The following is a 23508-nucleotide window of genomic DNA, read 5'->3' on the forward strand; positions in this document are numbered from 1 at the left end:
GACGGGCTGTGTGAAAGTTTGATCGACCTTAGACGAAACTATTGTGACAATTGCTCAGCCCGGCCGCCGAGCGGCAGCCGCGCTGTGGACAGTATCTAGCGTGGGTTGCTTACAGCAAACCACGCGCGGCAAGGTTGCGCATAAGCGCCGCCATGCCGAATGTCCATTCGGGGCACTCCGTCGACAACCGCACGGTATTGGTGAGCGCACCAAGCTGCGGATTCGATATGGTGACAACATCGCCGATCTTGTGGGTAAATCCCTGCCCCGGCGTATCGCGGTCTTCGACCGGCGCAAACAGCGTTCCCATGAACAGCATGAAGCCATCCGGGTACTGGTGATGCCGGCCGGTGGTCTGGGCGACCAGATCCAGCGGATCGCGGCTGATTTCCTTCATCGTGCTGCTGCCCTTCAGCACGTACCCATCCCGGCCTTCGACCATCAGGTCAAGATCGGCATTGCGCACGTCATCGATGGAATAGGTCGCATCGAACAGCCGGATGAACGGCCCGATCGATGACGAGGCATTGTTGTCCTTTGCCTTGCCGAGCAAAAGAGCGGAGCGGCCTTCGACATCGCGCAGGTTCACGTCATTGCCGAGCGTCGCGCCCTGCACCCTGCCCTTGCTGTTGACGGCGAGCACGATTTCCGGCTCCGGATTGTTCCAGCTTGAGATCGGGTGCAGACCGACCGATGCGCCCCAGCCGACGGAGGAGAGGACCTGCGCCTTGGAGAATACTTCGGCATCAGGCCCGATTCCGACTTCCAGATATTGCGACCAGACACCTTCTTCAATCAGGGCGGCCTTCACCTTGGCAGCCTCCGGCGAACCGGCTTTCAGATCGCGCAGACTGTTGCCGATGATCGGCATGATGCGTTCACGGATCTTCAGCGCCAGCGCCGGATTGCCCGCGGCCTTCTCCTCGATGACGCGCTCGATCATCGAGCGGGCGAAGGTAACACCGCAGGCCTTGACTGCCTGGAGATCACAGGGAGCGAGCAGCCGAAGCCGCGCGGCATCGGCTTCACTTTCGACGGACTGCGCCAGAATCGTATCCAGTGGCCCGAGTTTTTCTCCGGCCTGCGCAGCGACATAGGCGGCAGGCTCGTCCAATTCCAGCAGGTCACGCATTGTCGCCGTCTGGCGTGAGGTGATGTCAAACAGAACGCCGTCGCGCACCACGACAAGGGCGGGGCCCTGCACATCGGGGCGCCAGACACGGCCAACGAAAGTTCCGGTTCTGTAGGTCTCGGTCGATAGGGTCACGGTGAGGGCTCCCGGGAGAGAGTGCTGATACGATGGATTAGTGCGCAGCGTTGCGCTTGCCGAGCCGCATGCCGGTTGCGCCATCAAACAGGTGGCTGTTCGCCGGATCGATCCCGATGTGAATCCGGTCGCCCGATTTGATCGACAGCCGCTCGCGGAAGAGACACATGATTTCCTGATCGCCCAGTTTGCCGACCACCATGATTTCCGAGCCTGTCGGCTCGACGACGCTGACGTCAACCGGGATGCCGCCGGCGGCAATCTTTATGTGCTCCGGCCGCACGCCATAGATCACGTCTGCTGATCCCGTGGTTTGGATGGTCTGCGGCACGGGCAACGTGATACCTTCCGGCGTCACGAACTGCCCCGCCCCGGCCAGACGACCCTTGACGAAGTTCATCGACGGCGAGCCGATGAAACCGGCGACAAAAAGGTTTGCAGGGTAATCGTAGAGATCGAGCGGCGTGCCGATCTGTTCGACCAAGCCGTCTTTCATCACGACGATCTTGTCGGCCATGGTCATGGCTTCAATCTGGTCATGCGTCACATAGACGATGGTGGTACCAAGCCGCTGATGCAGCCCCTTGATCTCGCTGCGCATCTGTACGCGCAGTTTCGCATCGAGATTGGAAAGCGGCTCATCGAACAGAAAGACCTGCGGATCACGGACGATGGCGCGTCCCATAGCCACGCGCTGGCGCTGGCCGCCGGACAATTGCCGCGGAAAGCGGTCGAGCAGCTTTTCAAGGCCAAGGATTTCCGCCGCGCGGCCGACCCGGCTTTCCTTTTCCTGCTTCGGCGCATTCTTGAGCATGAGCGCGAAGCCCATATTGTCGGCCACCGTCATATGCGGATAGAGCGCGTAGTTCTGGAACACCATGGCGATGTCGCGCTCCTTGGCAGGCAGGTCATTGACCACGCGGCTGCCGATCGCAATCTCTCCCGTGGTAATTTCCTCCAGCCCGGCGATCATGCGCAGCAATGTCGATTTCCCGCAGCCCGACGGACCGACGAGAATGACGAACTCGCCATCTTCAATATCGACGGAGACACCGTGCATCACATTGACGTTGCCGTATTTCTTGGTGACATCCTTGATCGAGACCGAAGCCATCGCGCCCTCCTTGTTCTTGAAAACCTGTTCTAGCCGCCCTTGACGGCACCGGCGGTGAGACCCGCAATGATCTGGCGCTGGGCAAAAACGGTCAGCAGCAGCACCGGCAATGTAACGACCAGCGCCGCAGCGGCCAGCGGCCCCCAACTGACCTGCTCGAATGAAAGCATGTTGTAGACCGCGACCGGCAAGGTCCGGGTTTCACGGCTGGCTAGCACAATCCCGAAGACAAAATTGTTCCAGGAGAAGATCACCGCCAGGATCAGCGAAACGACAATACCGGGCTTGGCAATGGGCAGCGCCACCTTGACAAAGACCTGCCAGGAGGTTGCGCCATCGATCATGGCAGCCTCTTCCAGTTCCATCGGTGTCGTCTCGAAATAGCCGATCATGATCCAGATCACGATGGGTACGGTCACAACCAGATGGATGATGATCTGCGGCCACAGCGTTCCCAGCAATCCCATCGTCTGGAACAGCAGGAACAGGGGAATAAGGTAGGACAGGCCCGGCGTCATGCGCGCGATCATGACAACGATGGCCGCCTTGTCGGCGCGCAGGCGGGCAATGCCATAGCCGGCAGGCACCCCGACGAGCAGGGCCAACAATGTCGATATGCCTGTCACAATCAGACTGTTCCAGAAGTAATGCAGGAAATCGTTCGTGGCAAAAATCTGGGTGTAGTTCGACCAGGCAAACCGCTCCGGGATGAAGATCGGCGGATAGGCGCCATTGTCGATCTCGTATTTCAACGATAGCGACAGCATCCAGAGAAAGAAGAAAATGGCGGGTGAAACAATCACGAACACAACAAAGGCGGTGCCCAGTGATTTCAGCGGACTACGGCGGGCCATCGGCGTCTCCCTCAGCTGTTCCATTTGGTCCGCTGGCGCAGATAAAGCAGCGCCATGGACATGGTGATGATGACGACGAAGAAGACCACGGCAATCGCCGAGCCATAGCCGATGTCGTAGTAGGAAAAGGCGACATTGTAGAGATAGATATTGATCGTCTCGGATGCCGTGCCGGGGCCGCCCTGCGTCATGGCAAAGATGATGTCAAAGCTCTTCAGGGCATCGATGGAGCGGATGATCACGGCAACCATCATGAAGGGCAGGATCATCGGCAGCGTGATGTAGCGGAATTTCTGCCAGCCATTGGCGCCATCGATTTCCGCGCTCTCGAAGGGATCGCGCGGCATGGAAGCAAGGCCGCCGAGCACGATGAGCATGACAAGCGGTGTCCACTGCCAGGTCTCGACCAGCACCAGCGACGGGATCACCGTATTCTGGTTGAATATCCATTCCTGCGGACCGATGCCAACCAGTGACAGGAGGTAGTTGAGAACCCCGAGCTGCGGGTGGTACATCATGGTCCAGACCAGAGCGATGGCCACGGGCGTGGCCATCATCGGCATGACGAAGATGCCGCGCAGCAGGCCGCGCATCGGCAATTTGCTGTCGAAGATCAGAGCCGCAATGGTTCCAAAAAACAACGGGGCGATGACGGAGAGAAGCGTATAGAGAACAGTGTGCCCCATCGACTGCCAGAAGCGTGTATCGCCTGCCAGGCGGGTAAAATTCGCAAACCCGACGAAGCTCTGTTCTCCGCCGAGATGCCACTCATTGACGCTCATCCACAGGGTGAACGCCCAGGGAAACAGAATGACCGCCCCGACAATGACCAGCGCCGGAATCACAAACGGCCAGTAGCTCGGCTTGAGCCGGCGTTTGCCCGTTATGGCTTTGGTGGTTTGTGCTTCGGTTGTCATGATCGGGGCGGCGATTGTCATTTGCCCTCGCTGCGCGCAAGGATGGGACGGAACTCTTCCGTTGCCCGCTTCATTTCCGTTGCGGGATCGGCGCCGCCGAGAAGGTTAGTCAGGCCGACACCCATCACGTCGCGGAATTCCGTGACCGGGACGATAACCGGCAGGCAGAGCTGGCTGACCTTGGCCGATGCCGTCAGCACATCAACCCATTCGGACGGCATGGTCACACCCTTGCGGACCTCCGGATCGTTGAGGATCGAATTGCGGAAGGGAACGCCGGAGCCCGTTTGCAGCAGGCGCGCGCCCATCTGCTTCGAAATGGCCCATTGGCAATAGAGGTAAGCCGCTTCCTTCTTCGACGATCCCTCGGTCACGCCGATACCATCGCCGAAGGTCGGCGCAGCCTGCACGGCCGGCCCCTTGGGCATGACGCCGTAACCGACCTTGCCGACGACCCGCGATTTCTCCGGATTTTCCAGCGGCGGGGCGAAGCCGATGCCATCCAACCACATGGCAACCTTGCCCTGCAGAAAGTTTGACTGGCATTCGGCCCAGTTGAAACCCGTTACGCCGGGCGGTGCGGACTTTGTCATCAGACGCTGATAGAGCGTTGCGGCCTGGATTGCTTCCGGCGTATCGGTCTGAAGATTGCCGTCGTCGATCGTGCTCTTGCCATAGCCGAGCATGAGGCTGGCCCAAACAGGCGTATTGGCGTTCTTCATACCGCGGGCAACAAACCCGTATGTACCCTTGCTCGCATCGGTGAGTTTTTCTGCAGCGCTCACCAGTTCATCGAAGGATTTCGGATATTCGATGCCCTTGGCGGCAAAGAGTTCCTTGTTCCAATACAGAATCCAGTAATCCACCGAGAACGGCAGACCGCCGAAACGGCCGTTCTTGTCCTTGGCAAAGGCAAGACCCGCTTCGGCAAAATCGCTTTCGACCAGTGACGGCTCGGTGAGCGAGGGGTCCTTCAGGAACGGTGTCAGGTCGGCAAGCCAGCCCCCCTTCTCGAACTGCCGCTTCTGCACGTGATAGCTGATATGGATGACATCGAAGCTCGGCTTGCCGGAGGTCAGTTCGATCACGGCTTTCTGGCGCTGCTGCTGTTCCGGCGTCTGCTCGGAATTGACCTTGATTCCGGTCAATTCCTCGAATTCCTTCTGGTACTTTTGCAGAATATCGCCGCGCGGGCTCTTGATCAGGTTCACCTCAAGGGTCGTGCCTGCAAATTTCTTCCAGTCGACATTGGCGAATGCCGGCTTTAGGCCGGCAAAGCTCGCCGCGCCAAGTGCTGCTGATCCGGCAAGAAATTGCCGGCGTGTCGGTTGAATCCGTTTCATGCTTATCGTCCTCCCATAATCCATTGCAGCGCCGTAACTCCCATTTCCGGCACCGTTGCGTCTAAACCTTCAGAGCGAGATTCCTTGCATTGTTGATATGCTCGGCAATGGCATCCATCGCCGTTTGCGGGTTGCGGGTCTCGATTGCCGCAATAACCGCCAGATGCTCGCGCATCACCGGAATAACGCGGCCGGTGATGCGAAACCGCTCCTGATTGATCAAGCGCATCTTGATGGCATTGATCCGATAGGCTTTCGAAATGATCCCATTGCCAAGGGAATCGATGATTGTGTCATGCAGCGACCAATCGATCGCCTGTGCGTGCAGTTCAAGCTCGGGCGTCTCTCCGTCACTGAGAGCCTTCTCCAAGGTCTCTTCATGTTCGCGCCGCAACCTGGCCAACACCTCATCGGAAGCGGAAACACAGAACAGCGCAATCGCTTCCTTCTCCATGAAGACGCGGAACTGGAAGGCTTCGCGGATCAGATTGATATCGATATGCGCAATCTGTATCCCGCGCTGCGGCACCGTCTTCACCAGCCCCTCAGCTTCGAGACGGGGCACAACTTCGCGGATGGCGCCGAGCGGCATGCCGGTCATGGCAACAAGCTGGCGTTGCGACACGAACTGCCCCGGATGAAAGTCACGGGCCAGAAGATGTTCCGTGAAACTCGCATAGGCTTTCTCACGCAATCTTACCGGCTCGCCGCTGTCATCCATGCCTGTTCCTCCTCAGGACGCCTTCACGATTCCCCGTCAGGCAGCCGCCGCGACAAACAGACGATCAAAGACTGCCGTCAGATGCTTGCGATCGCCGTCCGGTAAGGCTTCGAGCGGGCCACGCGTCCGCCGCCAGCCTTCTTCGCCCTGGTGATGGGCAACCATCGCCTTCACAGCCGGAATCACCGGATATTTCACCAGTTCATTGACAGCCGCAACCACCTCTTCATCGTCGCGCCCTTCATCGATCATACGCACGAGACGTTCGGGGTAGATATTGGCCAGACCCGAGATGGCGCCCTGCCCGCCGAGCCGCACGCCCGCAGCAAGGCTACGCTCATCGCCGATCAGGATGGCAAGGTCATTGTGCCGCGCCAGCATCTTTTCCGTATAGCTCCAGTTGCCGGAAGAATCCTTGACCCCGGCAATCGCACCAGGGAAGGCCTCACGCAACCGGCTGACCAGATCAACCGAAATCTCGACTGCCGTCACCGAGGGCAGATTATACAGAATGATGCCGCGCACATCCGCACCGATTGCCTTGAACGCCGCCGCATGCCAGTCAAACAGGCCGTCATCGCTGACATTCTTGAAGTAGGACGGCGGCGCCAGGAGAATACCGCGGCATCCTGCATCCAGTGCAAACCGTGCCTGCTCTGCCGCATCGACATGCGAATTGGCCATGATGCCAACGACAATCTGCGACGGCGCGACGCCTGCCGCAATAAATCCCTTGATGACGGCCTGGCGCTCATGGATACCGATGGATGAGCCCTCGCCCGTCGTCCCGAAGAGGGTGACGCTGCTGCAGCCGCGCTGCAGACAGGTTTTTGCATGGTGAATTGCCGAGGGCAGATCAATTGCCAGCGCCGCATCAAACGGCATCGTCAATGCCGCAGAAAGTCCAAACCGTTCAACCCGAGACAATGATTTTCCTCCCACCCTCTCAATGCATAAAGACTACTAACATGTTAGTTGATAGTCAACATGCTGTCACATACATTTTTGCGAGCATGGATACAAATGTTATGAATTGAACAGCAAGTGCTCGACTTCGTTCCGCGTCGGCGCACCGGCGCGTCCGCCAAACCGGGTGCATTTGATCGCCGCCGCCGCGCTGGCAAAACGCATGATCTCCTCCATGCCATGCCCTTCGGCCAGCGCCAGCGCGAAGGCGCCGTGAAACACATCCCCGGCGGCCAGCGTGTCCACGGCATCAACGGCAAAAGCGGGCATATGGTGTACAATTCCCGCTTCGCCGCCGGACCAGTAGCAGCCCTTGCCGCCGCCGGTGACCGCGACAAAACCGCGATACCGGGCCGCCAAGGCAATGACGGCACGCTCGATATCCGCCTCACCGGTGATGATTTCGGCTGCCGGTTCCGAGGCGACAATATGCGATGCAAGCGGCAGCAGCCGCTCAAGGGTTTCCAGCGGCGCAACATCGGCATCGAGCACGCCATGAATGCGAGCCTCGCGCGCCGCCCTGAGCGCAGTGGCAGCAGCCAGCGGCCAGCGAACATCGGTCATCACCACATCGAATGCGCCGCCTTCGATGGGCGGGATTTGTTCCGGCGCGCTCAACAGGGTCTTGTCATAGAAGGGCACGATCATGCGCTCACCCGACCTGTCGACAAAGATCGAGGAAAACGCCGAGCGCGCACCTTGGATGCGGCGGACAAAGGTGCAGTCGACCCCTTCCTCCACCAGCTCAGCGACCACGCGATCGCCGACATGGTCCAGCCCCGCCGACGCCCACAAAGACGCGCTGCCGCCCAGCCTTGCAATGGTTGCCGCCTGGCTCGATGCCATGCCTGCTGCGATCTCCACGGCCTCCTGCGGGATGAACTTGCCGGGACCGGGCGGCAGGGTGTCAAGCCGGAAGATGGTGTCCATCGTCAGGGCACCAACGCACAGAATCCTTGGCTTCGTATTTGCCGGCATCGTCACACTATCCATATTGGCTGAATCAGCAGAAGGGTCAGGCGATAAGGAAACGTTTCATCGAGCAGGTCAAGCCGGGGGAAGCCATGGAGTTTTTCGTGGAACGCCGGGAGAACCAGCGGACCAAACGATTGCCGATTGATCCCGGCAGCCCTATGGTCGCCGTCCGATCAAGTTTGATGAGACCAGTATGACTGCCACAACTGCCCGTATTGCGCGTATCATTGCCACCGAGATCAATGCCAGGCCCGAACAGGCCAATGCGGCGATCGAACTGCTGGACGGCGGCGCGACCGTTCCGTTCATTGCCCGCTACCGCAAAGAGGTGACGGGCGGGCTAGACGATACGCAGCTGCGGCTTCTCGACGAACGGCTCATCTACCTGCGCGAGCTTGACGCCCGGCGCGATACCATCATCGACTCCATCCGCAGCCAGGGCAAGCTGACTGACGAGCTGGAAACCAAGATCCTGGCGTCCGCCACCAAGGCCGAGCTTGAGGACATTTATCTGCCCTACAAACCCAAGCGGCGCACGCGGGCCGAAATTGCCCGCGAACGCGGATTGGGGCCGCTGGCTGAAACGATTCTCGCCGACCGCCGCAGCGTTCCATCAGAACGGGCCCAGACTTTTCTTTCGGCGGATGTGCCGGATGTGAAAACGGCGCTGGATGGCGCACGCGATATTCTGGTCGAAACCTTCTCCGAAAATGCCGATCTCGTCGGCCGCCTGCGCAACCACATGAAGGACAAGGCTGTCCTGCGCGCCAAGGTCGCCGACGGCAAGCAGGAAGCGGGCGCAAAATTCTCCGACTATTTCAACCATTTCGAACGCTGGGCGACCATCCCCAGCCATCGCGCCCTCGCTATGCTGCGCGGGCGCAACGAAGATGTGCTTTCCCTCGAGATCGGAGTCGATGCCGACGACACCTCTGCGGTGAAGCCGGTGGAACGCATGATCGCCGGTGCCTATGCAATTTCTCCGGGTGGAACCGCCGCCGACAGCTGGCTGATGGACGTCGTCCGCTGGGCCTGGCGGGCGCGCCTGTCGCTCAACCTTTCCATCGACCTGATGACACAGATGCGTGAAAAGGCGGAGGAAGAGGCGATCCACGTTTTCGCCCGCAATCTGAAAGACCTTCTGCTGGCGGCACCGGCCGGATCGCGTGCAACCATGGGCCTCGATCCCGGCATCCGCACCGGGGTGAAAGTGGCTGTCGTCGATGGCACCGGCAAGGTTCTCGACACGACGACCGTCTATCCGTTTCCGCCGCGCAACGATCTGCGTGGAACCCAGGCCGAACTGGCGCGGCTAGTCGGCAAGCACAAGATCGAGCTGATCGCGATCGGCAACGGTACCGGCAGCCGCGAGACAGAGCGCCTTGTCGCGGACATGCTTGCCGACATGCCCTCGCCCAAGCCGCTGAAAGTGATCGTCAGCGAGGCCGGTGCATCCGTTTATTCGGCATCGGCAACTGCTGCCGCAGAATTCCCGGATCTCGACGTATCGCTCAGAGGTGCCGTTTCCATTGCCCGGCGCCTGCAGGACCCGCTGGCGGAACTCGTCAAGATCGAACCGAAATCCATCGGCGTCGGCCAGTACCAGCACGACGTCGACCAGTATCGCCTGGCCCGCTCGCTCGACGGTGTTGTCGAAGACGCGGTGAATGCGGTCGGCGTCGATCTCAACACCGCATCGGCACCGCTGCTGGCCCGTATTTCAGGTCTGGGGACCTCGCTGGCAGAAGCCGTGGTCGCTTACCGCAACGACGTCGGTCCGTTCAAAACCCGCCGCGACCTCCTGAAAGTCGCACGGTTGGGGCCGCGTGCCTTCGAACAATGTGCCGGCTTCCTGCGTATTCCCGACGGCACCGAGCCGCTGGACGCTTCGGCGGTTCATCCGGAGGCTTACGGCGTCGCCAAGAAGATTGTCAACGCCTGCGGCCGTGATGTGCGTTCGCTCATGAGTGACAGCACCGCCCTGAAGGCGCTCGATCCGCGCCTCTTCGTCGACGAGCGATTCGGCCTGCCGACGGTTCGCGACATCATCGCCGAGCTGGAAAAGCCCGGCCGCGATCCGCGGCCGCAGTTCAAAACCGCGGCCTTTGCCGATGGTATCGACAACATCAAGGACCTGAAGCCGGGAATGATGCTGGAAGGAACGGTCACCAATGTGGCTGCCTTCGGCGCCTTTGTGGACATCGGCGTGCATCAGGACGGATTGGTACACCTGTCGCAACTGGCAGACCGTTTCGTCAAGGACGCCCACGAGGTCGTCAAGGCGGGGGATGTGGTGAAAGTCCGCGTTGTGGATATCGACGTCAAGCGCAACCGCATCAGCCTGACCATGCGCAAGGATGGTAGTGCCCCTGCCCCAAGGGAGCAAAGGGCTGACAACGCCAGCTTCAAGCCGAAACCGGCTGTGCAGGGCAAACCGCAGACATCAACAACACAGGGCGCTTTCGGCGCGGCGCTCGCGGATGCACTTCGGAAGAAATAGTCCCGTCAGTGCATGTCCATCGGCGTCTTATGCGCAGCGATATCGTGCGGCAGGATTGTTTGCCGCTCGATCATGCGATGGACCCGGATTTCGCCGCCCCGATGGAGTGCGCGGATCCGGTCGCCAACCGCCGCATCCGCCTGCGTTCGCCGCTGGTTGTGGCGGACATATTCGACCCAAGTGGGCGTGTGATAGGTTTCGGTCCAGATTTCCGGTTTCTCGAGATCGCGCATCAGCGCCCATTGCCCCGCGCCGTCGCGGATCCGCACACGCCGCCGGTCTGACATCAGCGCGAGGAATTCGGGAATGTCTTCTTCGGCGATCTCGTAGTCGATCATGATGACAATCGGACCACTGCGCGGCTTCAGGTCAAGCGCCAGCAGCGGTTCGCTGAACCGGTTGAGCGGATCGAGATTGAGCGACTTGAACTCCGGCAGGGCGTAGCGCAGGCCAATCACGGCACCGAGCAGCATGAGCACACCGGAAGCGATCAAAGCCCTGTCCGCGCCATATTGCTCGGCCGCCGCCCCCCAGAGCCAGCTGCCGGCGGCAATACCCGCAAATGTCGTCGTCTGATAGAGCGACAGGGCCCGTCCTACCACCCAGCGCGGCGTCGACAGCTGCACCGTGACATTGAACAGCGAGAGGGCAAGGACCCAGCAGGCCCCGGCCAGCAGCAGGGCGATATTGGTCGGCCACACCGACGTGCTGATCGCCGTCACCGCCGCGCTCACCGCAAACCCCGCAAAGGCATACCGCACGATAGCCTCGCTCGAGAGGAATTCCCGCAGGCGTGCACTGAGCAGCGCACCGCCGATGGCACCGATGCCGAACGAGCCGAGCATGACACCGTAGGTCAGAGGCCCGCCATGGACGAGGTCGCGGGCAACGAGCGGCAGAAGCGCCAGAATCGCACTGGCTGAAAGACCGAAGACAAAGCCGCGAATGACCACCTTGCCGATGTTGGGCGACATGGCGACGTAGCGCAGGCCCGCTGAGATGGCGCGGCCGAGCGATTCGCGCGGCAAGGGGCTCGGATCGATTTTCGGCTGCCAGCGCATCAGGGCATAGATCACGGCGAAATAGCTGGCTGCGTTGACCGCAAACGTCGCCGCCGCACCGGCAACCGCAACGATGAGACCGCCAATGGCAGGACCGACACTGCGCGTGATGTTGAAGCCCATGCTGTTCAGCGCCACCGCATTGGGCAGATCGTCCCGGGGAACCATGTCACCGACCGAGGCTTGCCAGGATGGATTGTTGAGAGCCGTCCCGCAGCCCAGCAGAAAGGTGAATGCCAGGAGAAGCCAGGGGGTGATGAGCCCGAGATAGGCAAAAACCGTTAGAAACGCTGAAACGACCAGCATGAACCACTGTGCCACCAGCATCACCTTGCGCCGGTCGAAATTGTCCGCCAGCGCGCCGGAGACCAGGGAAAAGATCATGATGGGCAGTGCCGTGGAGGCCTGCACAAGTGCCACCATGTTCACCGAATCAGAAATCGATGTCATCATCCATGCGGCACCCACCGCCTGGATCAGCGAGCCGAAATTGGAGACCAGGCTCGCGATCCAGATAGTGCGGAACGTGTCGTGCCTGAACGGGGCCAGTGGTGATGATCGGTCCGCCACCTCGTCTGCTTTCTCTTCGCTGTGCGTTGCAAATCACTTTCAGACAGTTATAGGCCTGACGTATCGGATTGCCAGCGGCCAAATGGCTTCGCCGGTATTTTCGATAGCCTGGCAACCAGTTCCAAGAACGAACCGGCCATTTCCGCCCATTAAATTCGTGTATGGAAGATAAAATGCAGCGCAGTGCAAAAACCATCCGAACAGGGGTTTTCATCCTGAACGAATTGGACTATATGACCCCGCACCGGCTTAATCAGCCACCGCACAAAAGCGGTTGTTGGGGAATAGGTTAACGGTAGACCCACGGACTCTGACTCCGTTAGTCCTGGTTCGAATCCAGGTTCCCCAGCCACTTGATTTTAAAGCGTTTTTTCCGTTTAATCGTTAGAACATACCGTGCTAGTCGGGAATTTGTGTTCTCTTTTCGAGATTCCGGATAGCTGATTCACCGAATTCCAGATCGCGATTGAGATAGTTCGAATCAAGAATTGCATTTACGTCACGTAAGCTGTGACCCGTAATTGTTGCGATCTTCGGGACCGTACAGCCAGCCAAAGCAAGCCGTGTCACCGCGGTGCCGCGGAGATCATTGAAGGTTAGCCCCGCGACTATTGCGGCTTTGCACGCTTTTCTCCATGACGAACGGAACCCGTCTGATGTCCATGGCACGCCGTCACTATTCAAAAGTACGTTTTCCGTTTTCTGCCACATAGGATCCATCATGGCTTTCAGCGGAGCGCCGACCGAGATAACAACACGTGCGCCGGTTTTCGACTGACGAAGGCGTATGCGCTCGCCATCGTAGGCGTGCCACGTCAATCGGAGAAGGTCACCCTGGCGCTGCCCTGTCCAAAGCGCCAGAATGAGAGGAAGGTGCAAATGCTTTGGGACGCTGGCGAAGAATGAGGCCTCATCGGCATCTGTCCAGACGTTTTCGGCGCGGCTACCATGGTATAGCCGCCCGCCCTTTTCACATGGGTTGGCTATAGCGAGGCCTCTGCCATGCGCCCACGAGAGAATGGGCGCCAAAACCTGCCATCCATAATCTTCCTGGCGTCGGGACGCCTTGGCTCGCTTATCCCGCCAAGCCATGAAAATTCCGCGTGTCCGGCGATCGCCAAGCGCACCAAGCGGAAAATCTCCAAATTTGAGTTCAATGATTTTGATCAACTTCACGTAGTCGCGCTTCGTGCGCGGAGCTAGATCATCCCATTTCGAGCTTGCCTGAAAGCCCTGCAAAATAGAAAGCATCACGCCTTGCGGAGGCTGAACTTTTCTTGCGACAGCTGCGTTGTACGCCGCCATGAATTCCGGAGAGCCTGGTTCACCTGGGAGCGAAGGACCGCCTTTCCAAGCGCACCAATAGGTTTTTTCGCTGCCATTAGAGAAACGCTTCGTTCTAGAATTCAGGCGCTTAAGACGTATGCGCATGATCGTTTATCCATCTATCAAGCGTAACCGGGGCAGATTTGGTGGCAGTGGCATATCTGAATAGGCAGAGAGGACTGGCGCAGGGTTTCAAGCCCGTGCTGCAACAAGACGGGCCAGAGGCGGGATGGCGTTGTTGCCATCTTCATAACCCAGCCGGTTACCCAGATAGTGATAGAAGGACAGTCCGAGCTTTCTGCAGGTCTTCATGAGACCGAGCATGGTGTCCCGCGCCGCACGTCCGTCATGGCTCATTGTACCACCGGAAATCTTGCGCTTGATGACAAAGGATCGCAGATCGTTCTCGGACGCATTGGTGTGAAGCGGGATCGCTGGATGCTCAAGTACCTTGAGCAGATCATGCCTGCGCCGGTGCAAGCGTGCCAGGATCCAGTCAAGATCCTAATATCCCGTATGGATGGCGAAGATGCGGTCAAAGCGATGCCGGAACGCTTCGACCTGACTGGGCGAGGGCTTTTGCTTGAAGGCTTTGAGTGCCTTGTAGAAACACCACACGAGATCGCGAATGGCATCGACCTGCCGGGCTTGGCGCGGTGTGGATGGCATCAGCTTGTGCAAGAGACGCTCGGCGTGAATCCAGCACAGCGCATGGTTGGCTACCCGGAACTGCCCGGCATCATCGGAGACAATAACGGTGCTGCCCAAAAGTCCGTGGTGACGGATGCTGCCACAGATGCCGGCTTCGCTGGCAATGCGGATCAGCCCGGTGTCGAAGACATCAATGCCGCTTTGCGCCAGATGCTCCAGGAATGAAATCTTTGAGCTGAGCAGCTTTGGCTCGCATGTGTGCAGTTTGGCGAGCAGGCCAGGATCGGCCTTTCGGTCCTCAAGGCAGCTGAAGGCAGCGTCGTTGAGCACATAGTCCTGATAATTGCCGCGCAGCACAGACAGGAAATTGAGCCTCGACTTGGATGGGCCGGTGTGGAACGCGGTAAAGTGTTCTCCACCAATATGTGTCGTGTAGCCGGCACCGCGGGCATGGCGCGCACCGATGTCATCAACAGTGACAAACGGGGCCGATACCAGCCCGGTGTGGAGAACGGCCGTATCCTCTTCGATGAAGCGGTCCAGTCCCTTTGTCAGCAAACGCACGACCTGACGCTTGGAGATATCGATGCCGATATCGTTGAGGAGTGCTGTCAGGCGTTCGGTTGTTACCCGATCCGTTTAACGAACTCTGTTGATTCGATAGTTTCTATAGCGACGGCAATTGGGTCTGGATGGCTCATTTCGCACCGGCCAATTCTGCCCCTAGAAGCAGATCAACGCGCCTTACAATTCTGGATACGTTTATCTGCATGATCTGCTCGGGCTTGCCTGATCCCAACGCGTCCTCTGCATGCCACATTTGTTCAGCTTGGAAAAACAGGTCACCAGCCGGGAAAAATGCAGAAATCCCCCAAGTGCCCTGCATTCCCGCACCTTGCGCAAGTCCAAAGATCAGATCTTCTGGCCCACTTGACGCGTCTTGCATAATATTCCTCGGAGACGTGTTGGGATTACTAACGCTTAGACGGCATGCCAGCGTGATGTGGGCTTATGAAAAAGGGCGTTGGAAATGACGATTAAGATAACTGAAGAGTGAGCAGGTTCAACGGGCACACGTTTTTTGGGGTAAACCTGAATACGTTGGGCTTACCATCAAATTTGGCCCAACACCTCTTGTTTGGATTTCGTTTTTTTCGTTTGGGTAACACTACTCAATCTATCCGACATGTGGAGATGTAAATTGAGATATATCGTTGCCAAATTAGAGAATGGCCCCATACTTATTGAAGATGGGACCAATCTCGGGATTCTGATCCGCTGGCAAAAACAGGGAGAAGATTAAGTCGTATACGCGGGTGGAATTGATCGAAAAGTCATTTTGACCGGATCGAATAGTAATCTAGATGTTGTGTGCGGTTATCTAGGTGGCCTAATTACAAGGCGTAGATAACCAACAGTGGGAGGAAACATGGACTATGCATCTAAGACCAACTCAACATTATTTTCGCACGCGCAACCAATTCTCGAACATGCAGAACTTCTGGCCAGAAATGGGAAGTCTCTGGAAAACATATTGAAGGCTCTACGAGGACTAAGTTTAGAGGACTTTGGTCTTTTGCTGATCTCAATGCCCAACTCACGCTACCCGTCGTTGTCGAAGGTCTTGCCCAAAATGGCTGATGCAGCCATTCAACAGCAATGGACTGGCTTTACCGGCTTCGAACTGTTTTCGCAGACCGCTGCATTTGCCAGACAACTTGAAACTGCCTTCGTGCGCTTTGTCGGTCGCTTCCTTCAGGGTCATTGCCTTGACCCTCTCCGCAGAAACAGACGAAAGGCCGAGATAAGCTGCCAGCGTTCTGTGAGTGATGCCGTACTTTGTCGGGCCACCGCTGTCTGATTTCCTGTTGGAATATTCGCCTTCATCACCATAAAGGAGTTGGAGCGCTGCAGGTAGGGTTTCACGAGCCATAGTGCACCTCTTTAAAGATGCATAGATTTTAAGCGACAATACGCGAAGTCAATTGGTAGGCGATCCGGGTGGCATGCAAATATTCAGCCGCGACAATCAGACGAGTATACCAGAAATATCAAGTAGACTTTGCGGTTTTCGTCATGCATATCCAACGGCAGAACGAGGGCTAAAAATGTCAGCTGCAGCAGAGATCTCCAGTCAACTGAAACCGAATATCTTGGCAAAATGCATTTTTGTAACGCTGATAGCCTTGATGTTCTTTGCGCTGCATATTGATGTCCGGCCTCAAGTATTATTGGATGAAACAATCGTTCAAGGCGTGGTTGCGGCTATGCATTCTCGGGGAATTTTACACTCAAACTGGAACTTCGTCATCCTCACGACGGCACTGACGGGAACGAAGCTGGTCGAGTTCTCTAACCTCTCTTCAGTTGGACATTACAACTGCAAACTCCACAACACAGCTGGTGAATCGTGAACAAGAACGGTACGACACTCAACGAGGCAAAATTTCGATATTTGCCCATGTATGTTTTTTTTGCCGTTTATTGCAGCAAGTTATATTTTATCTCGCTTAACGGAAGTGACATCCCTTTTTGGGATCAATGGATCGCGGAAGGGGCAGGGCTTTATAGGCCCCTACAACTCTTCGGAGTTGGTGGTGTTGATTGGTTTGCAAACCATAACGAACATCGAATTCTCCTAACTCGCGTGACTGCATCTGTGCTGTTTTGGCTCAATGGGAATTGGGACCCTTACGTTCAGGTGGTTTTCAACTCATTCATACATGCTGCTTGCGCAGCGTACCTCAGTTTTATTGCCCGTGGATGGTTTGTCAATTCGGTTGCGGCGGCATCCGTTCAAGCTGTGATCCTGATCGGCTTTGCGCTCCCATTTGGATGGGAGAACACCATTGCTGGATTCCAGAGCCAATTTTATTACCTTATTTTGCTTTCCCTTATAATATTTTGGAAAAGCTGCAACCCGCAATTTGAATGGAAATGGGCCGCTTGGTTCACTATCGCCACCGTCCTTGTCCTGTTCACGATTGCTAATGGAGCCATAACTGATCTGATTGCGGCGCTTATACTCGCATATGTGGCTGTGACGCGGAAGAAGCCAGAGTTTTTTGCTTTTTCTGGGATCGCTGCGGCGCTAGGAATATGTGGAATCCTTATGGTCGTGCGGCCACCAGATCAATCATTTACGGTGACTACCGCTGAGCAGTTCTTCACATTTCTATTGAAACTGGCTTCTTGGCCATCCCCCCCTGTGGTAGGAGTGATTATCTGGCTACCTACGCTTGCCACTGTTCCTTCGATAGTGACGGGCAAGTTAGACAGAAACCAGTTGTTTTTCCTATCTCTGGCAGCCTTCTCGCTCTTGACAGCACTCATACTCGCGTACTCACGAGGCAACTACGACCCGCAGAGCAGGTACTTTGATCTTTGCTGGTTCGGGTGGCTGGCGAATATTGGCTTGGCGTTCAGTGGAAAAGGGAGAGTGTCGTTCGTGGCCGGTGTGTCGATAACGGTCATTTGCTTGATCTCATTGACGTGGGGAACCCAAGGCGAGATCCAAAAAGCAGGCGACCGACACGCAAAATATGAAACACAGATACACAACGTGCAAAAATACCTGCAAACCGGTGACATCGCTGCACTGACGGTTTCTGATCCTCTCGACATCCCTTTCTACGCCAAGATGTATCTTGCCTCTCAACTGGACGACCCTGTCATTCGACAGATTTTGCCGCCAAGTCTTTCTGTCAGCGGGGAAAAAGGAGGGCTGAGAGTCGCGGCCGATCTATTGGTTTCGTGGAGCGTTCCAGCAGGAATACTGATCACCTTAGCCTTCGTCCTTAGCGCCTTCCAACTGCAGATTTACCATTTTCGGTACCGAAGGTGACTTGATCTCTGCATGCCTGAGCGCATCTCTCAAACATATAACTTCATCAAGCGCCGATCCTGGAAACTGGGAGGCGTGCAGAAGCTGCAGAAGAATTGCCCGTTGCTGCTCATTGTCCAATTTCATTTAATTTCCTCGTTAGGCTATCGTTGCGAATTTGCGAAGCGCTCCGGTTGCATCTTTTACATAGATGTAACCGTTCAATGCAGCATCTCCGCTTGATGTCCACGGTCCAAGCCAAACCACGCCGCCACCTTTTGGCCTCAGTTCGATATCCAAATTCTCGTCCGATCCAGTACCCACCAAGGACACCTTACCAAAGCTTGGGGAGATTTGACCTGCTGGACCAGCTTGGAATGTCATACCATTGGCGGGGTTCGCGCCAAAATTGAAGTCAAACAGTTTCGGAACGGATGCAGGCTGAATTGACACTGTCGTGTTTCGAAACACGATCTCTTTATTAATTGAGCCAACAGCATCGCCTTCGGACCGAATTGCAGCCGTTTTCTGCGTCGAGGATGCCCACCACTGAATTTCGTGGCCGCGAGCCATTTTAATCGCTACGCCGACCCCTGTAATTCCATCAGTACCGGTAATGCCATCAGCAGCAAACACGAAGCCAGTGTTCCAAGTATGGCCGTTCTTACCAATAAGAATTGCGTTGGTGGATGGGTTGGCGGGTGCTCCCGTATTTGGGTCTCCCCCACCAGCCCACCAATCACCAATAGTCGCCCCGCCCGGCATCGTGTTGTACGGGTCGTTGATGACGTTGAAACCCTTGTTTTTAACAACCTTCTCGTTAAGAAATGCCGTGCCACCTGCCGATGTGCGAACAATCTCTTGATAACCGCCCCATGCGCCGCGACCGTCCGAACTGTCAACCAAAGTGAAATAGGACAGCGCAATAGGAACTGTGTTGGTGTAATAACCAAACTGAAGCTGCGCCGTTCCATTGGCCGCTGTTCCGGCTGCGTGGCTGGGGCCGTTTGCGCCCAAAGTCCCCGAAGAGGTGCAGAGATATCTGGCATCATCAGCGAGTCTCAAAGGGCTAGCCTTGCCGCGCGCAACCCCGTCACCGCCATTCGGGTCAAGATATGCCAAAGCGCGAGAACAAACACCCTGAGATGCCCACCAAGGCCGAATTACGGGCCATGTTGAAGGGCGCTGGAAGCCCCTGATCTGGACGGCTGCTTTTATCGGGATGCGAGGTTCAGAATTGCGCGGGTTGCGATGGAGGAATGTCGATCTCGAAAAGGGCAGCATCCACATCTGCGAGCGGATGAATACTCGTAACAAGTTCGGGCCACCGAAGTCTGAAGCTGGAACGCGAGACATTCCGCTTCCTGACACAGTAGTCACGATCCTAACCGAATGGAAAAAGGTCTGCTCGAAAAGCGATGACGATCTTGTATTTCCGAATGGCGCCGGGAACGTTGAGTATCACCAGAACATTTTGAACCGGTGTTTCTTTCCATTGTAGGAAGAACTTGGAATTACGGTGAAGACGGACAAACTCGACGAGAACGGCAAACCTGTGATGGCAGCTAAATACGGACTGCATGCTTTACGGCATGCGGCGGCCTCCCTATTTATCGAACAAAAGTTTCCTCCCAAGAAAGTGCAGACCCTAATGGGACACTCATCTATCCAGATCACGTTCGATTTATATGGGTATTTATCCGACTCTGATGACGCCGACAAAGCCGCCATGAAATCCATATCAGACCGATTAATTGGCGCTTAATAACAGACAATACCAATTGATCCATGCAACACATATGCAACATATTGGTGATTTTCCTAATAAAATCAGCTGTCACTAAGACGCTCTGACTCCGTTAGTCCTGGTTCGAATCCAGGTTCCCCAGCCACTTTTTCCATTCGCACTCCCCCAGCTATATTCTGACATCGATCGTTGTTGACTTTCGATCATGCGCGGCTGACATCTTACGAACATATCCAGCGGCAACGGCTTGAGTGGTTGTGACAGTACAATGAGCAGTCTGAAATTTGGCACAAGCGGCCTTCGCGGTCTTGTAACCGAACTACCCGATGAGGTGTGCAAAGCCTATACGCTCGCATTCCTGACGCACATGCGGAAAGTCAAAGGCGTTGCGTCCGGCAGCCCGTTGCTCGTTGGTTACGATCTGCGTTCCAGCAGTCCGCGCATTGCGGCCGCATGCATGGCGGCAGCAGAAGCCTTTGGAATGCAGGTGGAAAACTGCGGCCCCTTGCCGACACCGGCACTGGCGTTTCGCGCGCTCAGCCTGAAGGCACCGGCCATCATGGTCACCGGCAGCCATATTCCTGCCGACCGGAATGGCCTGAAGTTCTACCGGCCCGACGGCGAGATCGACAAGGCCGATGAAGCCGGCATCCTGGCTGTCCTTGATCTGGGGACGAAAAAGCCAACAGGCCCCGACGGGCAGGCGGCAATCGTGCCGGATGCGCTGCAACATTACATCAGGCGAAGCATCTCCGTTCTGAGCCCGGAGGCTTTGGCCGGCACGCGAATCGGCGTTTATCAGCACAGCTCCGTTGCGGGCGATCTGATCGTCACCATCCTGCAGAACCTCGGAGCCGATGCCGTGGCGCTTGGGCATTCCACCGTATTCGTGCCCGTTGACACCGAAGCTCTCCGTCCCGAAGATATCGCATTTGCCACCGATGCCTGCAAAAGACACAAGCTCGACGCGCTGGTTTCGACCGATGGCGATGCCGACCGGCCGCTTGTTGCCGATGAAAATGGTGTTTTTCTGCGCGGCGACAGCGTCGGCCTTCTGACAGCACATTTTCTCGATGCGGATGCGGTCGTAACGCCCGTCACCTCCAATACGGCCATTGAGCTGAGCGGTCTCTTCACGAAAGTCTACCGGACGCGCGTCGGATCGCCCTATGTGATCGAAGGCATGGAGCAGGCCAGCAGGGATGGGTTCCGGCGAATCGTGGGTTTTGAAGCCAATGGCGGGGTACTTCTGGGTTCATCCCTCGCCATGAACGGCGGAACATTGGAGGCCTTGCCAACCCGCGACGCCATGCTGCCCATCCTCAGCGTTCTGGGCATGGCGGCCCGTAGGGGTGTTCCGGTGTCGGCGCTGCTTAGGGATCTGCCCTCGCGCTTTACGCGCAGCGGCCGGCTCGAGCATGTTGCATCGACGGCCAGCGGCCCCTTCCTGCAGGGTCTGCTTGACGGTGCGCGCCGCGACGCCTTCTTCGCGCCGGTCGGCACGATCAGGGAAAGCGATGCCATTGACGGCGTGCGTGTCGTCCTTGCGACGGGCGACGTCATTCACTATCGGGCATCGGGCAATGCGCCTGAGCTGCGCTGCTATGCAGAGGCATCCGATGATGGCCGCGCCGAAGACCTGCTTGATTGGGGGTTGGCGCGTGCCCGTGCAATGCTGGGCACGCATTCATAGCCTGGGGCTTTTACCGCTCGCTCGGCTGCAACAGCCGTTTGACTGTTGATATGGTCGACTGTTCCCAGGACGGCGCCTGCCAGCCGAACACGGCATGGAATTTTTCGGTGCTGAGACGCGAGTTCAGCGGGCGGCGGGCTTTCGTCGGATATTCCGACGTCAAGATGTCCTTCACCTCGGCGAACGGGCCCTGCTCATCCCGGCTGGCCTGAAAGATCGCCCGCGCGAAGGTGCTCCAGTTCGTGCTGCCCGTTCCCGCGAGATGATAGACACCAAATGCATCGAACTGCGGGTCCGTACGAAGGCGGTTCGCGGCGTGCAGGATGCCGTCGGCAGTATCGATGGCCGATGTCGGGTTTCCCCATTGATCGGATACCACCGACAAGCTGTCCCGACTTGCGGCCAGATGCAGCATGGTTTTGACAAAATTCTTACCGAAGGGACTGTAAAGCCAAGCGGTGCGCAGGATAAGGTGTCTGCTGTTGACCGCGGCGACCAAAGCCTCACCGGCGAGCTTGGTCTGGCCGTAAACGCCGTGCGGCCCTGTCTGGTCATCTTCCGCATAGGGGGTGTCCCCTTCGCCAGCGAACACATAATCGGTGGAAAGGTGAATGATGGGAGCACCAACCTGCGCCGCAGCCTCGGCCACGGCACCAGCACCGGCCGCATTGATGGCATGGGCCAATTCAGGCTCATCCTCCGCCTGATCGACGGCCGTATAGGCAGCCGCAGAAACGACAAGATCGGGCTTTGCGGCGTGTATCGCATCGAAGACTGTATCCGGCCGTACCAGATCAAAATCCGGCCGTCCGAGGGCGACGAGTGTCAGGTCAGGACAAAGTACGGCGCGCTCGACCAGACTGCGGACAACCTGCCCTTCCCGGCCCGTTACGACAATTTTCATGCCGTCCCCTTCTTCAGGGAGACAGAGCCAAGCCGTTCACCCGCATAGCTTCCGCTGCGGATCGGCTCCCACCACCACGTGTTGTCGAGATACCATTGTATCGTCCGTTCCAAACCGCTGTCGAAGGTTTCGGCCGGTTTCCAGCCGAGTTCACGTTCGATCTTCGACGCGTCGATGGCATAGCGGCGGTCATGTCCGGGACGGTCGGTCACGAATGTGATGAGATCCCGGTAACGCGCGCCGCCCTTGCGCGGACGCTTGTTGTCGAGAATATCGCAAATGGTTTCGACAACGCTGAGATTGGTGCGTTCCGCACGCCCGCCAATATTGTAGCTTTCGCCCGGCTTGCCTTTGGTCACCACCAGTTCCAATGCCCGCGCATGATCCTCGACGAACAGCCAATCGCGAACATTTGCGCCTGCGCCGTAGACGGGCAAAGGCTTCTCATCGAGCGCATTGAGAATAACAAGCGGAATGAGTTTTTCCGGAAAATGGAAGGGACCATAATTGTTCGAGCAGTTCGACAGAACCACCGGCAGACCATATGTCTCATGCCACGCGCGGACCAGATGATCCGAGGCTGCCTTTGACGCCGAATAGGGAGACGACGGAGCGTAAGGCGTTTCTTCGGTAAAGATGCCGCTGTCGAACGGCAAATCCCCGAAAACCTCGTCCGTGGAAATGTGGTGAAAGCGGAATTCGGACTTGGCGGGTTCGGGCAGATCACGCCAATAGGCCAGCGCCGCATTCAGCATGCGGAATGTACCCACGATATTGGTCTCGATGAACGCCGCAGGGCCGTCAATGGAGCGATCAACGTGGCTCTCGGCCGCCAAATGCATGACCGCTTCGATCTTTTCGGTGCGAAGCACGTCAAGAATGGCGGTGTCATCGCAGATATCAGCTTCAACGAAGCTGTAGTTGGGATAATTCTCGATCTGGCGAAGCGATGCGAGATTGCCCGCATAGGTCAGCTTGTCGACGTTGACGACCTGGTTGCGGGGATTGGACGCGAGATGCCGGCAGACCGCCGATCCGATAAAGCCCGCACCACCCGTGACTAGAATTCTCATGAA

At 57.2% G+C, this 23508-nt stretch carries 19 protein-coding genes, 1 tRNA gene and 2 pseudogenes; 6 read left to right on the top strand and 16 right to left on the bottom strand.

What is annotated here, in order from left to right; translation table 11 throughout:
• Nucleotides 1-109: 109 nt before the first annotated feature.
• From J1W56_RS15525 to J1W56_RS15560, 8 genes are all read right to left on the bottom strand, one after another.
• Nucleotides 110-1267 (bottom strand): fumarylacetoacetate hydrolase family protein, encoded by a 1158-nt coding sequence (locus J1W56_RS15525; protein WP_223614178.1) that lies wholly within the window; start codon nucleotides 1265-1267, stop codon nucleotides 110-112.
• A 37-nt stretch (nucleotides 1268-1304) separates the two neighbouring features.
• Entirely contained in the window at nucleotides 1305-2381 is a 1077-nt protein-coding gene (locus J1W56_RS15530; protein ID WP_223614179.1) for an ABC transporter ATP-binding protein, read from the bottom strand.
• Nucleotides 2382-2410: 29 nt separating this feature from the next.
• Nucleotides 2411-3235, bottom strand: a complete 825-nt coding sequence (locus J1W56_RS15535; RefSeq protein WP_112522346.1) for a carbohydrate ABC transporter permease — start codon at nucleotides 3233-3235, stop codon at nucleotides 2411-2413.
• 11 nt (nucleotides 3236-3246) lie between these two features.
• Nucleotides 3247-4152 carry a carbohydrate ABC transporter permease gene (locus J1W56_RS15540; protein WP_223614576.1) on the bottom strand — a complete coding sequence of 302 codons (906 nt, stop codon included), beginning with the start codon at nucleotides 4150-4152 and terminating at the stop codon, nucleotides 3247-3249.
• Nucleotides 4153-4169: 17 nt separating this feature from the next.
• Nucleotides 4170-5495 (bottom strand): ABC transporter substrate-binding protein, encoded by a 1326-nt coding sequence (locus J1W56_RS15545; RefSeq protein WP_223614180.1) that lies wholly within the window; start codon nucleotides 5493-5495, stop codon nucleotides 4170-4172.
• Nucleotides 5496-5556: 61 nt separating this feature from the next.
• Nucleotides 5557-6216, bottom strand: coding sequence for a GntR family transcriptional regulator (locus J1W56_RS15550; protein ID WP_223614181.1), 660 nt, complete (start codon nucleotides 6214-6216; stop codon nucleotides 5557-5559).
• A 36-nt stretch (nucleotides 6217-6252) separates the two neighbouring features.
• Nucleotides 6253-7143: a dihydrodipicolinate synthase family protein gene (locus J1W56_RS15555; protein ID WP_223614182.1), complete on the bottom strand. Its 891-nt coding sequence runs from the start codon at nucleotides 7141-7143 to the stop codon at nucleotides 6253-6255.
• Between the two features lie 99 nt (nucleotides 7144-7242).
• The gene (locus tag J1W56_RS15560) at nucleotides 7243-8160 is read right to left on the bottom strand and encodes a sugar kinase (protein WP_223614183.1); all 918 of its coding nucleotides are present in this window, start codon (nucleotides 8158-8160) and stop codon (nucleotides 7243-7245) included.
• 190 nt (nucleotides 8161-8350) lie between these two features.
• Here J1W56_RS15560 and J1W56_RS15565 point away from each other — a divergent pair, with 190 nt between their 5' ends.
• A complete protein-coding gene (locus tag J1W56_RS15565) occupies nucleotides 8351-10657 on the top strand; it encodes a Tex family protein (RefSeq protein ID WP_223614184.1) in 2307 nt (768 codons plus the stop codon).
• Between the two features lie 5 nt (nucleotides 10658-10662).
• Here the strand turns inward: J1W56_RS15565 and J1W56_RS15570 are convergent, their stop codons facing one another.
• On the bottom strand, nucleotides 10663-12288 hold the full coding sequence (locus tag J1W56_RS15570) for an MFS transporter (RefSeq protein WP_223614185.1): 1626 nt from the start codon (nucleotides 12286-12288) through the stop codon (nucleotides 10663-10665).
• Nucleotides 12289-12566: 278 nt separating this feature from the next.
• On the opposite strand from J1W56_RS15570, the gene J1W56_RS15575 reads away from it, so the two are divergent.
• Nucleotides 12567-12640 (top strand) — tRNA-Gln (locus J1W56_RS15575).
• 47 nt (nucleotides 12641-12687) lie between these two features.
• Here the strand turns inward: J1W56_RS15575 and J1W56_RS15580 are convergent.
• The 4 genes and pseudogenes from J1W56_RS15580 to J1W56_RS15600 form a co-directional block, all read right to left on the bottom strand.
• Nucleotides 12688-13719 carry a tyrosine-type recombinase/integrase gene (locus J1W56_RS15580; protein WP_223614186.1) on the bottom strand — a complete coding sequence of 344 codons (1032 nt, stop codon included), beginning with the start codon at nucleotides 13717-13719 and terminating at the stop codon, nucleotides 12688-12690.
• 87 nt (nucleotides 13720-13806) lie between these two features.
• Nucleotides 13807-14898, bottom strand: a pseudogene (locus tag J1W56_RS15590) (IS66 family transposase); the annotation flags it as partial.
• Nucleotides 14899-14962: 64 nt separating this feature from the next.
• The gene (locus tag J1W56_RS15595; protein WP_223614189.1) at nucleotides 14963-15211 is read right to left on the bottom strand and encodes a hypothetical protein; all 249 of its coding nucleotides are present in this window, start codon (nucleotides 15209-15211) and stop codon (nucleotides 14963-14965) included.
• Between the two features lie 651 nt (nucleotides 15212-15862).
• Nucleotides 15863-16198 carry a glycosyl hydrolase 108 family protein gene (locus J1W56_RS15600; protein ID WP_223614190.1) on the bottom strand — a complete coding sequence of 112 codons (336 nt, stop codon included), beginning with the start codon at nucleotides 16196-16198 and terminating at the stop codon, nucleotides 15863-15865.
• 175 nt (nucleotides 16199-16373) lie between these two features.
• Between J1W56_RS15600 and J1W56_RS15605 the strand changes: the two genes are divergently transcribed.
• Both J1W56_RS15605 and J1W56_RS15610 read left to right on the top strand, forming a co-directional pair.
• The gene (locus J1W56_RS15605; RefSeq protein WP_223614191.1) at nucleotides 16374-16679 is read left to right on the top strand and encodes a hypothetical protein; all 306 of its coding nucleotides are present in this window, start codon (nucleotides 16374-16376) and stop codon (nucleotides 16677-16679) included.
• Nucleotides 16676-18109, top strand: a complete 1434-nt coding sequence (locus J1W56_RS15610; protein ID WP_223614192.1) for a hypothetical protein — start codon at nucleotides 16676-16678, stop codon at nucleotides 18107-18109. Before J1W56_RS15605 ends, J1W56_RS15610 begins: the two co-directional genes overlap by 4 nt.
• Nucleotides 18110-18247: 138 nt before the next feature.
• Here the strand turns inward: J1W56_RS15610 and J1W56_RS15615 are convergent, their stop codons facing one another.
• Complete coding sequence (locus J1W56_RS15615; protein ID WP_223614596.1) at nucleotides 18248-19444, bottom strand: hypothetical protein; 1197 nt, start codon at nucleotides 19442-19444, stop codon at nucleotides 18248-18250.
• On the opposite strand from J1W56_RS15615, the pseudogene J1W56_RS15620 reads away from it, so the two are divergent.
• Together J1W56_RS15620 and J1W56_RS15625 are read left to right on the top strand one after the other, a co-directional pair.
• Nucleotides 19335-19853: pseudogene (locus J1W56_RS15620) on the top strand (site-specific integrase). The gene J1W56_RS15615 and the pseudogene J1W56_RS15620 sit on opposite strands and share 110 nt — an antisense overlap.
• 250 nt (nucleotides 19854-20103) lie before the next feature.
• Nucleotides 20104-21528, top strand: a complete 1425-nt coding sequence (locus tag J1W56_RS15625) for a phosphomannomutase (RefSeq protein WP_223614193.1) — start codon at nucleotides 20104-20106, stop codon at nucleotides 21526-21528.
• Between the two features lie 10 nt (nucleotides 21529-21538).
• On the opposite strand, the gene rfbD is transcribed toward J1W56_RS15625, so the two are convergent.
• Nucleotides 21539-22432 carry a dTDP-4-dehydrorhamnose reductase gene (gene rfbD / locus J1W56_RS15630; protein ID WP_223614194.1) on the bottom strand — a complete coding sequence of 298 codons (894 nt, stop codon included), beginning with the start codon at nucleotides 22430-22432 and terminating at the stop codon, nucleotides 21539-21541.
• Nucleotides 22429-23505, bottom strand: a complete 1077-nt coding sequence (gene rfbB / locus J1W56_RS15635) for a dTDP-glucose 4,6-dehydratase (protein ID WP_223614195.1) — start codon at nucleotides 23503-23505, stop codon at nucleotides 22429-22431. The genes rfbD and rfbB overlap by 4 nt, the downstream gene beginning before the upstream one ends.
• Nucleotides 23506-23508 lie beyond the last annotated feature (3 nt).

It is taken from the genome of Phyllobacterium calauticae (assembly GCF_019991125.1).
GTDB lineage: Bacteria > Pseudomonadota > Alphaproteobacteria > Rhizobiales > Rhizobiaceae > Phyllobacterium > Phyllobacterium calauticae.

Bases quoted from the DNA above. Each gene is read 5' to 3' on its own strand.
- J1W56_RS15530 (WP_223614179.1), bottom strand. From the start codon at position 2,381: ATGGCTTCGGTCTCGATCAAGGATGTCACCAAGAAATACGGCAACGTC.
- J1W56_RS15535 (WP_112522346.1), bottom strand. From the start codon at position 3,235: ATGGCCCGCCGTAGTCCGCTGAAATCACTGGGCACCGCCTTTGTTGTG.
- J1W56_RS15540 (WP_223614576.1), bottom strand. From the start codon at position 4,152: ATGACAACCGAAGCACAAACCACCAAAGCCATAACGGGCAAACGCCGG.
- J1W56_RS15545 (WP_223614180.1), bottom strand. From the start codon at position 5,495: ATGAAACGGATTCAACCGACACGCCGGCAATTTCTTGCCGGATCAGCA.
- J1W56_RS15550 (WP_223614181.1), bottom strand. From the start codon at position 6,216: ATGGATGACAGCGGCGAGCCGGTAAGATTGCGTGAGAAAGCCTATGCG.
- J1W56_RS15560 (WP_223614183.1), bottom strand. From the start codon at position 8,160: ATGCCGGCAAATACGAAGCCAAGGATTCTGTGCGTTGGTGCCCTGACG.
- J1W56_RS15565 (WP_223614184.1), top strand. From the start codon at position 8,351: ATGACTGCCACAACTGCCCGTATTGCGCGTATCATTGCCACCGAGATC.
- J1W56_RS15580 (WP_223614186.1), bottom strand. From the start codon at position 13,719: ATGCGCATACGTCTTAAGCGCCTGAATTCTAGAACGAAGCGTTTCTCT.
- J1W56_RS15595 (WP_223614189.1), bottom strand. From the start codon at position 15,211: ATGCAAGACGCGTCAAGTGGGCCAGAAGATCTGATCTTTGGACTTGCG.
- J1W56_RS15600 (WP_223614190.1), bottom strand. From the start codon at position 16,198: ATGGCTCGTGAAACCCTACCTGCAGCGCTCCAACTCCTTTATGGTGAT.
- J1W56_RS15605 (WP_223614191.1), top strand. From the start codon at position 16,374: ATGTCAGCTGCAGCAGAGATCTCCAGTCAACTGAAACCGAATATCTTG.
- J1W56_RS15615 (WP_223614596.1), bottom strand. From the start codon at position 19,444: ATGTCTCGCGTTCCAGCTTCAGACTTCGGTGGCCCGAACTTGTTACGA.
- J1W56_RS15625 (WP_223614193.1), top strand. From the start codon at position 20,104: ATGAGCAGTCTGAAATTTGGCACAAGCGGCCTTCGCGGTCTTGTAACC.
- rfbD (WP_223614194.1), bottom strand. From the start codon at position 22,432: ATGAAAATTGTCGTAACGGGCCGGGAAGGGCAGGTTGTCCGCAGTCTG.
- rfbB (WP_223614195.1), bottom strand. From the start codon at position 23,505: ATGAGAATTCTAGTCACGGGTGGTGCGGGCTTTATCGGATCGGCGGTC.